Below are 14086 nucleotides of genomic sequence, written 5' to 3' on the forward strand. Positions count from 1 at the left end.
AGAAAGATAAGAAGGAGAGAGGATAAGGATGAAAGTTTTATTTGTAGAGTATCCAAAGTGTTCCACATGTAAGAAAGCAGGTAAGTGGCTGAAAGATCATGATGTGGAGTTTGATGACAGACATATTGTAGAAGAGAATCCAACTGCGGAAGAGTTAAAGGAATGGCATGCGAAAAGTGGTCTTCCATTAAAGCGTTTCTTCAATACAAGTGGACAGGTTTATCGTAATAATGGAATTAAAGATAAACTGCTTGGAATGAGTGAAGAAGAGCAGTATGCGTTACTGGCAACAGATGGTATGCTTGTGAAACGACCAATCGTTGTAGGTGAAGATTTTGTTTTGGTCGGGTTTAAAGAAAAAGAATGGGAAGAGAAGTTATAAAGACTTTGGGATGGGGAAATAGAGTTACGTCAGATAGAGTTTTTTTTACAGTTATATAAAGATAGAAATGTTACTGTTGCGAGTCAGAATCTATATATTTTTTTTATATGCTTGAGGTTTATCTTGTAACGATGAAACAGGAGAATTATAAAGTAGAAACAGAGAAGTATATCGCTTATGAAAAGAGGCTTCATAAGGATAGATATAGCTAGAGAGTGGTGATTTTACAAGTTGTAAAAATCCGATGCAGGGAATATAGAATAGTAAATGAAATGAGGCACAGACATTGGAAATCTGTGCCTCGGCTTATTGAATAGGAAGAAAAACTAAAAGTTGTGACGGCTTAGCTTTCCGGTGCTTCAAAACTTCTATCTAATGTAATAATACATTCTACATTTTCATCCATTTCGTGAAGAAGAGATACAAGCTGATGCATCACGCGGTTTGCATCTTTTTCAGAATAAGAATCAGGAATCACTAGATCAAAAATGAGATTTCGTTGTTCATTTTCTTTTAAAACACGAAAATCATGAAAATTCAATTCAGGATCAAGCGCATGAACAATGCGGGAAGTCTTCTCTCGAAGAGAAAGAACTTCTTCATCACGCATTTCGACCGGATCCATATGGATAACAAGAAGAATATTCAAATCTTTTTTTACATCGCGTTCAATCTTATCAATAATTTCATGCGATACGTCAATATTAATATCATTCGGAACTTCGGCATGAATGGTAGCCATGCTTCGATTCGGACCATAGTTATGGACGATCAGATCGTGCGTTCCGACAATTCCATCATAAGATTCTACGATATCTGTAATCTTCTGATAAAGTTCCGCAGGGACACGCTCACCGATTAAAGGTTCTAACGTATCCTTTGCAATAGAGATACCGGACCAGATAACAATAGCAGATACAATGAGGCCGGCAATCGCATCGACATTAATGGATGTAAAGTGGCAGATAATAATCGAAAGTACAGTAGCACTCGTTGTGATAACATCTCCGAGAGAATCCGCTGCAGTTGCAAGCATAACTTTAGAATCAATTCTTTTACCAAGTTTATTATTAAAAAATGCCATCCATAACTTTACAAGGATTGATAAAATAAGGATAACAAATGGTACAAGATCAAAACTGATTTCTTCTGGATGCAGTATCTTAGAAATCGAACTTTTAAAGAAAGTAAATCCAACTTCAATAACAAGAAATGAAACAATTAAAGCCGCAATATACTCAATTCTTCCATGTCCAAAAGGATGCTCCGCATCTGCGGGCTTCCCGGCCATTTTCACCCCGATAAAGCTGATAATAGACGAAGCAGCATCGGATAAGTTATTAAAAGCATCTGCGGTAACAGCAAGAGAACTTAAAATAAGTCCGATCGTAAGTTTTACGGAAAACAACAAAACATTACAAAAAATCCCAACAACGCTGGTAAGCATACCATAGCGAGTCCGGACTTCTGTACTTTCAATATTGGTACTGTCTTTTATAAATTTGTTTACAAGAAAATCTGTCATAAATATCCCCCTAGCTGTAGCTGTAATATTTACTCCACTATAACAGTTTATGAAAAAAACTGCAAGCTAATCTTTGGAAGGTATATCTAATTATGTTTAGGAATAGAAAATCAAAAACGACCAATATTAAATTAATTTAAAATGCTTTAAGGCATTCCTGATTCCATCCCTGTCAATCGGGGTTGTAACATAGGAGGTGTTTCTAAGCACTTCAGGATAGGCATTTCCCATAGCAATACTATTCTTTACATGAGTGAGCATAGAAAGATCATTTGTACTATCACCAAATACATAGCAGTCATCTAAAGATGCTTTAAGATGCTTTACAATGAAATCGATACCACTTGCTTTGGAACATCCTTTAGGAACAATCTCTTCGAATCCGTAAGGATGCATTTCCTCTCTTATTATAAAGTCAAAGTTATCTTTTAGCTTCGTGTGAAATAAATCAATATCACTGTTTGTGTCTGTTAAAATAATGAACTTGTCAAAAGCTAAAACAGGGTCGTCAAGAAAACGAATGGGATGTTCAAGATTTGTCTTTGCATAAGAATTACGAATAGTGATAATTGGTGCAAAGACTTCTGCATCATTTTTTGCCTGAAAATAGCAAGAATTTCGACCTTCGCATACGGCCTGAATTTTACATTCTGTTAAAATATCATCTAAACTGCGTTTTAAAGAATCATCAAGATCATAATGATAAAGAGTTTCTCCATGAAAGATTACTTCTGTACCACAACCGCATACATAGCCATCAAAAGGAAATTCCTTAATTGCTTCTGGCATAAATCCGTATGTGCGTCCACTGTTGATGAAAATATAATGTCCATTTGCCTGTGCCTGCTTTAAAGCTTCTATAGCGCTGTCAGGAATATATCCGGGAATGCCTCCGGCAAGCAGTGTGCCGTCAATATCAAAAAATAAAAGTTTTCTATTCATAAAAAATCCTTTCTTATATTTTGCGGGACCCAAAGTCAAATACCTTATCGTGCAAGAATGAACGGAGTTTTGAACTTTTGCCCCAGACATCATGAAATTAAAAGCATTCAGAATTAATTTTCTGAAAACGAACGAAAATAATTATAGCATATATTTTATCAGAAGGGAAATGAGAGAAAGTTGGAGATTGATTTAGTTGGAAAATATAAAAAAATATGTTATTATGTTAAAAATAGAAATAGATAGAACTATGAGAAAGGATGAAGTACAATGGCAAACCCAATTGTTACAATTACGATGGAAAATGGAGATGTAATCAAAGCAGAATTATATCCACAGATTGCTCCAAACACAGTGAATAACTTTATTTCATTAATTAATAAGGGATTTTATGATGGACTGATTTTCCATCGTGTTATTAAAGGATTTATGATTCAGGGAGGATGCCCTCTTGGAAACGGAACCGGCAATCCGGGATACAGTATTAAAGGAGAATTCTCTAATAACGGATTTACAAATCAGTTAAAGCACGAAGCAGGTGTGCTTTCCATGGCTCGTTCCATGATGCCAAACTCTGCAGGCTCCCAGTTCTTTATCATGCATAAGGCAGCTCCACATCTTGACGGAGAATATGCCGCATTTGGTAAAGTAATTGAAGGAATGGATGTTGTAGATAAGATTGCATCTGTGAAGACATTTATGGATTCTCCATACGAAAAACAGGTAATGGCATCCGTAACTGTAGATACACAGGGAGAAGAATATCCAGAACCAGAAAAAATAGAAAAATAAACATTCTGTGTTTGAATTTCAATAGAAGAAATTGGCCGAACCAGAAAAAGTACAGACTTTGTATCTGTACTTTTTCTGGTTCATTTTTTGTTAAATTAAATTCAAGTCGAGCAGCCGCGAGACTTGGCGCGTGATTCTGGTCAGCGTAAGCTGACATATTCTTTACAGAATCACTGCGCATCCTCGCGGAGCGTTTATCTCAGTCAGAGATTGGACTCCCACTGAGACAAATTTGCTGTCACTCACCACCTGAAAGAGGTGGGAGTCTTCTCGACTGAGATAAAATTGATGTTCTTGTGTTCATCAGTTAAGTCAAATGGATAATATCATTATGCTAAAAGCTGTTCCTGTATCTGCAATGCATTCACTTCAAAATCTTTTAATGCTTTTGCAACATAATCAGCGGAATCTTCGTTATAGATGTAGAGATAAACCGGGCGGGAAATATCAAGACTGAAAATGGCCATGATGGACTTTGCATTGACAATACTGCAGCCAGACACTAAATCAAAACGTCCGTTAAATTTATTAATTATGTCTACAAAAGTTTTAATCTTATCCATAGAATTAATGGTAATGGTTTTTGTGATCACTGGAAATGCCTCCAAAACTTTCAACGCTAAAATTAATGAATGTAACTGGTTAAAATGATTCAGAGCGGTGCCAAATGTAGAAAAAGGCAGAAACGCTCTAAATTATGGTCTTTATTTAATAAATATGATATCAGGGTCAAAAGGTCAGCACGATAAGGTGTTTGACTTTTTAATCCTAATATTATAAATATGTTAACATTTGAAAGGACAGTTTTCAATAGAAGGAAAAGAAATTTGAGGGTAGATATTTAAACATTTCTTATGAAAAATAGACAATTCGTTGTTGTGGCATAGCAAAAAAAGTTAATAGCAAAAATATAGAAGCATTTTTCCTGAAAATGCATATACATAAAAGAAAATATTCCAGAAAATATTTCAGATAATGTGTGATGTAATGATTTTCATATAAAAAAAGAAAGAGATTTTAAAGAAGGAGATTTTATGGAAAATAATCAAGATGGATTAAAGGCATTGCTTCAGGAAAAGGATTGTGTTGGGGTTCCGGCAAATGAAGAATATCAGGAATATCTTGTTGATTATTTACTTGATGAAAATTTTTTTGAAAATGAATTGGCAGACTATTGTGTGTTTCCTATAGGATATAATCAGTCTATTGTTTATATAAAGTCGAAGAATCCCCTGACAGGAGATGATAGAAGATTTCGATATAATACTGTTCCAAAATGCTATGGTCTGATGGCTTCGGAAGAATTAGAAGAAACGGGAATTCTGAAAGTCAGACGATCTCCTCAGCTTGGTTACAGGGGAAGTGGGACTTTGATTGGGATTATTGATACAGGCATTCGATTAGAGGATTCTCTTTTCTTATATGAAGACGGAAGTTCCAAAGTTGTCGCACTGTGGGATCAGAGTGACCAGAGTGGAACAAGACCGGAAGGATTTCTTTACGGAACGGAATGGACGAGAGAAGAAATTAGTGAAGGGATAAAAAAGAAAGATAAAAAACTCCCCGGAGATGAGAATGGACATGGAACATTTCTCGCGGCCGTTGCAGCCGGACGAGAAGATATCGATAAGGGATTTTCGGGTGTAGCACCGGATGCGGAACTTGTTGTTGTAAAATTAAAACAAAGTAAAAAATATTTGCGTGAATTTTATTCTATTCCGGATGGCATCTGGTCCTGTCAGGAGGATGACGTTATGTTGGCAGTACGTTATGTCATCAGTGTGGCAAATAAATTGGGAAGACCGGTATCAATCTGTCTTGGAATCGGAACAAACCTTGGAGGACACAATGGAGCCAATGGTCTGGCAAGATATATTTCCTATCTATCGCTACTCCCCAAAATTTCTTTTCATATCGCAGGAGGAAACGAAGGAATCAGCGGTCATCATTTTCATGGAACAATACGGAGAGAGGAACAATATCAGACAGTTGATTTTAATGTGGCAGAAGGAGAAAATGGCTTCATCATGGAGCTTTGGGGTGACGAGCCAAATGTGTATACAGTAGGGGTTCTGTCTCCCGGAGGAGAAAATATTGAGCGTATGCAGCTTAAAATGGGAGAATTTCGAAGCATTCGCTTTTTCCCCGAAAATACATTATTGGAAATACGTTCTTTTCCGGGAGCAACAATAGGAGGTTCACAGGTAATCCGGATGAACTTTAAAAATCTCGTTCCCGGCATATGGAAGCTTTTTATTTACGGAACAGGAAACGGTGAAAAAACGTACGATATCTGGATGCCAATCAGCAATTTCTTAAAAGAAGAAACAGTATTCATTAATCCAGACTCCGAACAGACCGTCACTTCACCAGGAAATGCTCAGTACGCCATAACATATACGCCATATGATGTGACAACCGGAGGATTATATATAAGAGCAAGCAAAGGATATACAAGAGACGGAAGAATTGTACCGGACCTTGCTGCCCCAGGAGTCTCTGTAAAAATCCCTGGGATTTCAAGAATTGACAGAAACGGAGAAAAAGCCGGAAAAGAAAGAGTACGAAGCGGAAGCAGTATAGCAGCAGCCTTTGGTGCGGGAATAGGAGCATTAATGCAGGAATGGGCATTTATTGCCGGCTACGACCCGTTTATGAATGGGCAGGACATGAGAACCTATCTTATTCGGGGAGCGGTAAAAGATGGACCATATGAATATCCAAACCGAGAATGGGGCTATGGAAAGATAAATATATATAATACTTTACTAGAACAAAGATTTTAAAAAATACTAGTTTGTAGATTTCGTGTAGACGAAAAAAGAAATAATGCCCTATCCCATCTGCTCTGTAGTCGCTGTGTTTAAAATGCTCATTCGCATCTTAAACACGCTCCGAAGCCGCATCTGGGATAGGGCATTATTTCTTTTTTCTGACTATCTAAATCTATGGTTTAACAACATGGAATGTGCCAGAAGGCTATGGTCTTCCGAAAAATTAAATTCTAAAGGATTGACACTCAAATTGTTATCTTTCCAACATAAATTACTAATTTGTTATTTGTTATCAAAACCAGACAGCCGCTAAAACAAAATTCTATGCTGAATTGTAAGAAGATACCCCTCTTCTGGAGATTTTCATTCCAAATAAAAACCACAGACTTCTGGACAATCCCCTCTCTCCCATCCAAGATTTAAATACTAATTTCCATCTGGAGCCAAAAAGCAGAAAACCAGAAATTTAATATAGAAAAAAATGTGATGTCGGAGCGAGTAAAAATGCCGAGCAGGCATTTTCTGCGAAGCGACTATCTTCACATTTTTTTCTATATTAAATTTCTGGTTTTCGTCTCTTTAGTCCATCAAATTCATATTTGGATTTATTAGTTCTTCAAATGTGATGTGGAAAAGTTCACAAAATGCTTGGATTTCGATATCTGTTACAAAACGTTGTTGTGTTTCGATTCTTGTAATTACATTTTTGTCAATATCATAACCTTTGAGCTGTAGTTCATGTGCAAGTGCTCTTTGTGATAAATGGTGTTTTTTTCTTAAAGCAATTAAGTTAGAGCCGATTAAATTCTTGTTGCCTGTTTCCGCAACTGGCTTTGGCATAATTTCTTACCTTCCTTTCAAATTTTGTTATGCGTAAGCGCATTATATGGTTTTATTTTACAAAATTTGATAATACCATACGGTCGTAAAAGTGAGACAAATGCGGAAAAAGCGAAAAAAATGAGACAATATACAAGTACATTGTCTCATTAATATATCAGATGGGATTGACTCCCCCACTGATATAGCCTCCGGCAGTAAGAATGCCGGGGCATTCTTGAAAATAAAAATGTTTTGTTGAAGTGAAATAGCAAAAGACAGAATGTTAGTATTCTACTGTTCTGTTGTTGCTGATGCTGCTTTATGTTCTTCATATGTTTTGGTGAAGATATTGGAGCCATCATTTTTCACTGTATTCATCTGGAAATATAAATAATCATTCTTCTGCGGATTCAAGACACCGTCAATAGCTTCTAAGCTTGGACTGCAGATTGGGCCAACCGGCAGTCCCTTATATTTGTAAGTGTTATATGGAGAATCTACTTCTAAGTCTTTATACATAACTCTTGCAATGCCATACTGACCTTTTGTGATTGCGTATACTGCTGTAGAATCGAATTGTAGTTTCATCTTTTTATCGAGACGATTTTGAATAACTCCTGCAATGATTGGATATTCCTCTGGTAACTCTGTCTCCTTCTGTAACAGAGATGCACGAATTAATACTTCTTCTACAGACATACCAAGCTGAGCTGCTTTCTGTTGTCTTGTCGTATCAAACTTTTTATCAAACTCTTCGAGTATCTTAGCTACGAGCTGATCCCCTGTAATATTCTTTGACAAATAATACGTATCTGGATAAATATAACCCTGTAATTGATAAAATACTTTTGTTTTGTCTGGAAGAATATTTTTATACCTTGATGTATCCGCCGCTTTTGTTACAGCTGTAAGGAATTCCTGTGCAGTCATAATTCCTTCTTTTTCAAGCTTATCGGCTGTCATCTCAATCGTATATCCTTCCGGAATAGTAAATTTATTTTCCTTCTGACCATTCTGAGTAGCTAATTCTTTAATTACTTTGCTAAGACTCATTCCATCGTTTAAATCAAATGTTCCATAACGAAGCTTGCCTTTATAATCGGAGAAGTATAACTTTAATAAAAAGGCTGTTTTATAGCGGACAACACCTTTTTTCTTAAGAATCGCTCCCACATCTTTTGAGGTGCTTCCCTTTTTGATTGTTACTTCAATATCTTTTCCTGCTACAGACTTTTCCTGAAAATATTCTTTACCTATCGGATAAGATATAGCGGCACCTGCTACAAGAATCAATACCAGCAATCCCAGTATCACATTACGAATCGGATGCGACTTACGTTCCGGCTCTGCTTCTCCTGTCACTTTATAAAATGTTTCTTCAACAGCTTCTGCGTTCTGGCTTGTTATATTTTCATGTCTATGTTTGCGTTTGCTTTCGTTTGCTGCCTCCTGTGCATCATTCTCACTGTTGTTTTTATTCATTCTCTTAGAACATTCTTCTGGCTTTACAGAAGAATCAGTTGAAATCTGATCTGTCGATGCGGTATCCTCTACCGACTTTTCCGCCTCTGTATTCTCTATGAAATGAACCTGTAGTTTACTGCACAGATCTTCCTTTTCTATATTTTCTATATTCTCTTCCTTTCGCATCATTACCCTCCAAAACAGAACTTCTTTACAAGTATCCCTTTCTTTTGTATGATAAATACAATAAGAAACACGAATATGTTAGAAAGGACTCTGTTATGTTTAATTTTTTTATTATTATGGACGAAAACCTGGGAAATACTATCGCCAGGCATTTTTCCTCAGAGTATCTTAACTATACCATAAATTTTATAATTTCTAAAGAGTTTCCTTCCTTCTCTGATTTCCCAGATTTTTCTCTTGTCTTGTGTGATCTTGATCAAAATATAGAACTTGCAAAAAAATATAATCTTCCAGCCATCGCATTTTCTCACGAAAATAATAAGCAGGAAACTCTGATGGGAACGCCCTGGATGATTTTAGATGCAGATGCACTCAGTCCGTTTTTTCTAAGAGAAGTATATTGCAGACATCATCATATTCCCCTGATGATAACTACAACCTCCCGCTGCACTATTCGTGAACTTACCGTCAAACAACTGCCTGAACTTTTATTGTTACAGAAAGAAAATAAAAATAATCCATCTGGCTGCTTCTTTCCACAAAATTGCTGCACAACTGTTGCTGCAGAAACTTTTCTTTTAGATTATATAAAAAATCAATATAGTTTTTATGGCTACGGAATCTATGGTATTTTCAAAAAAACCGACGACACCTTTCTTGGCATTGCCGGCTTTTCGCCGTTGGAAAATACGGAGGATTATTATGTTGAAATTGGATATTCTATATTAAAAGAATGGCAAAGACAGGGATTTGCATCAGAAGTTCTGCCCGCCCTGCTTCACTTCGAAAAAGAATATCTCTATTTTACAGAAGTCATTACCAGAATTGAAAAGGAAAATATTGCTTCCATTCGACTGGCAAAGAAAAATCTTTTGCGAATCATAATGATTTGATTTGTGGGTTTCGTGTAGACGAAAAAAGAATTGTTATAAGTTTGATTTTGTTCCGTTGCGCTAAACATTCCATTCTGCCTAGAAAAACAGGAACTTGGGAAAAACGAGTCCCAAGTTCCTATAGTCAGAATTTCATAGCGCAAAGTCACAAAATGCAATACTTATAACAATTCTTTTTTCTGACTATCATAAATCCACAATTGAGGAGAATGAGGATTAAATACTAATTTGCTGGGGACACAGACGCCGCTTTAGTAGAAGATATTGAGATGAATTGTAGTTAGTCTTGTAAAGAAAAAAGAATAGTTATAAGTTAGATTTTGTTCCGTTGTGCTAAACGCTTCATTTTGCCTCAAAAAACGAAAACTTCGGAAAAACGAGTCCGAAGTTTTCAGAGTCAAAATTCCACAGCGCAAAGTCACAAAATGCAATACTTATGGTATGCTTCCTTTTAGGTAGACAGTTGAAAAAAATAAAACTGTTTATCTGAAAGGGGGCATTTTTTATGGATAAGATTTCTCCAGAAGAAAAAATACAATGGATGGAAAAAATTCTTCAGAAAAAAGAATCCATCAGTTCTGTTGCATCAAAAATAGGAGTTTATTATACGACCGTTGATAAATGGCTTAGAAATTATCAATCAATTGGACCGGAAGCTTTTTTTCGAAAAGGTCATACCTATCGAACTCCTGCTCAAAAAGAAGCAGCTGTTTTCGATTATCTTTCTGGAAAAGGTTCTCTCCGGGATATCTGTGCCAAACACAAAATTTCAGATGCACAGATACTCAGAAGATGGATTATGAAGTATAATAGTCATGATAAGGAAACAGGAGGTAGACCAATCATGACTAAAGGCAGAAAAACTACATTTGAAGAACGTGTCGAGATCGTTCAATATTGCATAAAACATTCTCATAACTATTCGGAAACAGCAAAAAAATTTCACATTTCTTATCATCAGGCCAGAAGTTATACTATAAGATATGAAGAAAACGGGGTGGATGGGCTGCAAGATAAGCGGGGAAAGAGAAAATCCCCAGAGGAAATGACGGAAGTAGAAAAACTGCGTGCAGAAGTAAGACTTCTGCGTGCGGAAAAAAGACGGGCAGAAATAGAGATATCTTTCTTAAAAAAATTAGAAGAGATAGAGAGGAGGGGAGGCTGAGCCTGATACGCCAGGAACATATCTATCGGGCAATCAAGGAAGAACACGAAAAATATAACTATCCAATCCTGTTATTATGTGAAATAGGTGGAATCGCCAGATCATCCTACTACAAATGGCTCCATCACGTAGAGACACCGAACGAGAGATTTAACGAGGAATTGGCAGAGAAACTGGAACAATTACATGAAAAACATCCAGATATGGGATATAGAAGGTTAAATGACAAGCTGCGCCACGATGAAGACATTCGGGTAAATGATAAGAGAATCCTCCGTATTTGCAGAAAAAAACAGATCCGGTCCAACTTAAAGAGCCGGTATAATGGCTGTACCAGAGCATCAAACAACCCAGCATTTATTGCAGAAAACATTCTTAATAGAGAATTTAAGGCAGAACACCTTAATGAGAAATGGGTTACTGATGTAACGGAATTCAAATATGGAAACACCTTAGACAGTGTTCATAAAATATATTTAAGCGCTATATTAGACTTATGTGATAGACGGCCCGTTGCATATGTTATTGGGGATAGTAATAATAATGCGCTGGTATTTGAAACTTTTGATAAAGCAGTAAAGGCAAATCCAGAAGCCCATCCTATTTTTCACAGTGACAGAGGATATCAGTATACCTCCCGAAGATTCCATCAGAAATTGGAAGAAGCAGGAATGATACAGAGTATGTCGAGGGTAGCACACTGTACAGATAATGGAGTAATGGAAGGCTTTTGGGGAATCTTGAAACGGGAAATGTATTATGGAAAGAAATTTGAGAGCAGAGAAGAATTAGTGAAGGCAATCACAGAATATATAGATTACTATACAAACGACCGACCACAGAGAGGACTTGGAGTATTAACACCAATGGAATTTCATGAAAAGCAACGATTGGCGGCATAAAAATGTTGCCCGATATCCAACCGGGCAACACAAAAATTTTATATTTTTTTAATTGTCTACTTGACGGGATGCACACCATTATAACTATTCTTTTTTCTTTATCATAGTCTTCTTACAATTCAGCATAAAATTTTATTTCAGCGGCTGACTGGATTTGATAACAAATAGTAAATTAGTGATTTTTGTTAGAAAGAGAAGGGGATTCTCCAGAAGATTATGAGAGTTAACCAGAGAAAAAATTCTCCATAAGATAGGAGTCATCTCACATCTGATATGATTTTATACAATCAAGTAAAAAATATCTTCTTCTGGAGATATTCATTCTAACGAAATCCATAGACTTTTGAAGAAACCCCATATTTTCCTCAAACAAAAATACTAATTCTCACCAACTGTGGATTTAGTATAGTCAGAAAAAAGAAATACTGGCATATCCCAGATGCGGCTTCGGAGCGTGTTTAAGATGCGAACGAGCATTTTAAACACAGCGACTATAGAGCAGATGGGATATGCCAGTATTTCTTTTTTCGTCTACACGAAATCTACAAATTAGAATTTAAATGTTTCTTTTATTCCGAGCCATTTCTGATCTTTATCACTTAAAGTAAGTGGAGTTCCATCTTCTAAATGATAGCCTTCTCCGATTGGGGAACCAGGATATTCTCCGACGAGTTTTGGCCATTTAATATCGATTTCAGGGTCGTTCCACGCTAAACCACCTTCATCACCTGGACGGTAGAAGTCCGTACATTTATAACAAAATTCTGCAGTGTCAGATAGAACAAGAAAGCCATGGGCAAATCCTTCCGGGATATAGAATTGTTTATTGTTTTCTGCAGAAAGGATTTCTCCGAACCATTTTCCATATGTTTCAGAGTGACTTCGCAGGTCAACAACGACATCAAAAACGGTACCCTTAATCACACGAACAAGCTTACCCTGTGGATGTTGTTTTTGAAAATGTAATCCACGAAGAACACCTTTAGAAGAAGAAGACTGATTATCCTGAACAAACTCCATTGTCAGTCCTGCTTCTGCCATATCATTTTTATTATATGTTTCCATAAAATAGCCACGAGAATCACCATGTACGGTAGGTTCAATAATACATAAACCTTCGATTCCTCCAACGTTCTTTTTTACTTTAATCTGTCCCAAGAGAGAGACCTCCTTTAATTTTTGTTACTGTATTTTAATTATTTGGTTATTTTAATTATTAAAATTCTTCATTTAAAATCTCAGTTAAATATCTTTGCAGTGCATCTTTCCAGTCAGGAAGAGGTGTAAATCCTGCTTGTATAAGTTTGCTTTTATCGAGCCGGCTGTTAAATGGGCGGGCGGCTTTAGATGCACCGTATTCAGCGGTTGTAACGGGTGTTACAGTAATGTGATTTTCATCATATTCCGTATGACCGAGCGCGACTGCCTGACGAAAGATTTCTTTTGTAAAATCATACCAGCTAATATAACCACCTTCATTGGTGACATGGTAGTAGCCGTATTTTTCGCTTTCAGCCATATCAATAAGAAGTCTTGCCAGGTCAAAGGTGTAGGTTGGTGTTCCAATCTGGTCATTAACGACGGTAAGTTTGTCATGATTTTTGCCGACAGTGAGCATGGTCTTAATAAAGTTTTTGCCATTTCGACCGAATACCCATGCAATGCGGACAATAAAATATTTGTCTAAAGTGTTTGCGACTGCCTGTTCTCCAAGAAGTTTTGACTGACCATATATGTTTAATGGTCTATAATTCTTGCAGTCAGGCTGCCATGGAGTTGTCCCCTGTCCGTCAAAAACATAGTCAGTGCTTAAATAAATCATTTTACAGCCAAGTTTTTTGCAGGCAGAAGCAATGTACTGCGTGCCATCAACATTGATCTTTTTAACGGTGTCCTGTTTATCTGTATCTTCTGCAAGATCAACAGCGGTCCAGGCAGCGCAGTGAATAACAACATCAGGGCAAGTTGTTTCTAAGATTTGATTTACGGCGTCTTTATTCGTAATATCTAATGAAATGTAAGGCATTTTTGTTACAGCGGTATTGTCCTGCACACCAGAATATTCCGGTGCGATATCAGAGCCAATCCCCTCATAACCGCGGGATGCAAGTTCGTTCATGACATCATGCCCCAACTGACCGCAAACGCCTGTTACGAAAAATTTCATATATAATTCCTCTTTCTTATATTTATAAAGTTGAATATGATAAAAATAACTGTTTGTACATGTGTGTGAAAA

General features: G+C 36.6%; 13 protein-coding genes. 6 read left to right on the forward strand and 7 right to left on the reverse strand.

The window, feature by feature from the left end:
* Positions 1–28: 28 nt before the first annotated feature.
* A complete protein-coding gene (locus EHLA_RS01405; RefSeq protein ID WP_096239034.1) occupies positions 29–382 on the forward strand; it encodes an arsenate reductase family protein in 354 nt (117 codons plus the stop codon).
* A gap of 343 nt (positions 383–725) precedes the next feature.
* Here the strand turns inward: EHLA_RS01405 and EHLA_RS01410 are convergent, their stop codons facing one another.
* Together EHLA_RS01410 and EHLA_RS01415 are read right to left on the reverse strand one after the other, a co-directional pair.
* Complete coding sequence (locus tag EHLA_RS01410) at positions 726–1907, reverse strand: cation diffusion facilitator family transporter (RefSeq protein ID WP_096239035.1); 1182 nt, start codon at positions 1905–1907, stop codon at positions 726–728.
* Between the two features lie 126 nt (positions 1908–2033).
* Positions 2034–2849: an HAD family hydrolase gene (locus EHLA_RS01415; RefSeq protein ID WP_157908532.1), complete on the reverse strand. Its 816-nt coding sequence runs from the start codon at positions 2847–2849 to the stop codon at positions 2034–2036.
* 270 nt (positions 2850–3119) lie between these two features.
* Here EHLA_RS01415 and EHLA_RS01420 point away from each other — a divergent pair, with 270 nt between their 5' ends.
* On the forward strand, positions 3120–3641 hold the full coding sequence (locus EHLA_RS01420) for a peptidylprolyl isomerase (protein WP_021907603.1): 522 nt from the start codon (positions 3120–3122) through the stop codon (positions 3639–3641).
* Between the two features lie 329 nt (positions 3642–3970).
* Here the strand turns inward: EHLA_RS01420 and EHLA_RS01425 are convergent, their stop codons facing one another.
* Positions 3971–4234 (reverse strand): HPr family phosphocarrier protein, encoded by a 264-nt coding sequence (locus EHLA_RS01425; RefSeq protein ID WP_096239037.1) that lies wholly within the window; start codon positions 4232–4234, stop codon positions 3971–3973.
* A 441-nt stretch (positions 4235–4675) separates the two neighbouring features.
* Here EHLA_RS01425 and EHLA_RS01430 point away from each other — a divergent pair, with 441 nt between their 5' ends.
* The gene (locus tag EHLA_RS01430) at positions 4676–6427 is read left to right on the forward strand and encodes a S8 family peptidase (RefSeq protein WP_096239038.1); all 1752 of its coding nucleotides are present in this window, start codon (positions 4676–4678) and stop codon (positions 6425–6427) included.
* A 567-nt stretch (positions 6428–6994) separates the two neighbouring features.
* On the opposite strand, the gene EHLA_RS01435 is transcribed toward EHLA_RS01430, so the two are convergent.
* Together EHLA_RS01435 and mltG are read right to left on the reverse strand one after the other, a co-directional pair.
* A complete protein-coding gene (locus EHLA_RS01435) occupies positions 6995–7255 on the reverse strand; it encodes a helix-turn-helix domain-containing protein (protein WP_021907427.1) in 261 nt (86 codons plus the stop codon).
* Between the two features lie 273 nt (positions 7256–7528).
* The gene (gene mltG, locus EHLA_RS01440) at positions 7529–8890 is read right to left on the reverse strand and encodes an endolytic transglycosylase MltG (protein WP_096239039.1); all 1362 of its coding nucleotides are present in this window, start codon (positions 8888–8890) and stop codon (positions 7529–7531) included.
* A 92-nt stretch (positions 8891–8982) separates the two neighbouring features.
* Between mltG and EHLA_RS01445 the strand changes: the two genes are divergently transcribed.
* The 3 genes from EHLA_RS01445 to EHLA_RS01455 all read left to right on the forward strand — a co-directional run bounded on the left by EHLA_RS01445 (position 8983) and on the right by EHLA_RS01455 (position 11847).
* The gene (locus tag EHLA_RS01445) at positions 8983–9780 is read left to right on the forward strand and encodes a GNAT family N-acetyltransferase (RefSeq protein ID WP_096239040.1); all 798 of its coding nucleotides are present in this window, start codon (positions 8983–8985) and stop codon (positions 9778–9780) included.
* A 505-nt stretch (positions 9781–10285) separates the two neighbouring features.
* Positions 10286–10945: a helix-turn-helix domain-containing protein gene (locus tag EHLA_RS01450; protein WP_096238895.1), complete on the forward strand. Its 660-nt coding sequence runs from the start codon at positions 10286–10288 to the stop codon at positions 10943–10945.
* A gap of 20 nt (positions 10946–10965) precedes the next feature.
* Positions 10966–11847 (forward strand): IS3 family transposase, encoded by an 882-nt coding sequence (locus tag EHLA_RS01455; protein WP_242970754.1) that lies wholly within the window; start codon positions 10966–10968, stop codon positions 11845–11847.
* A gap of 549 nt (positions 11848–12396) precedes the next feature.
* Here EHLA_RS01455 and rfbC read toward each other — a convergent pair.
* Both rfbC and rfbD read right to left on the reverse strand, forming a co-directional pair.
* Positions 12397–13005, reverse strand: a complete 609-nt coding sequence (gene rfbC / locus EHLA_RS01460) for a dTDP-4-dehydrorhamnose 3,5-epimerase (protein WP_021908298.1) — start codon at positions 13003–13005, stop codon at positions 12397–12399.
* A gap of 58 nt (positions 13006–13063) precedes the next feature.
* A complete protein-coding gene (gene rfbD / locus EHLA_RS01465; RefSeq protein ID WP_096239041.1) occupies positions 13064–14014 on the reverse strand; it encodes a dTDP-4-dehydrorhamnose reductase in 951 nt (316 codons plus the stop codon).
* Between the last annotated feature and the right edge of the window lie 72 nt (positions 14015–14086).

It is taken from the genome of Anaerobutyricum hallii (assembly GCF_900209925.1).
In the GTDB taxonomy this organism is placed as follows: domain Bacteria; phylum Bacillota; class Clostridia; order Lachnospirales; family Lachnospiraceae; genus Anaerobutyricum; species Anaerobutyricum soehngenii.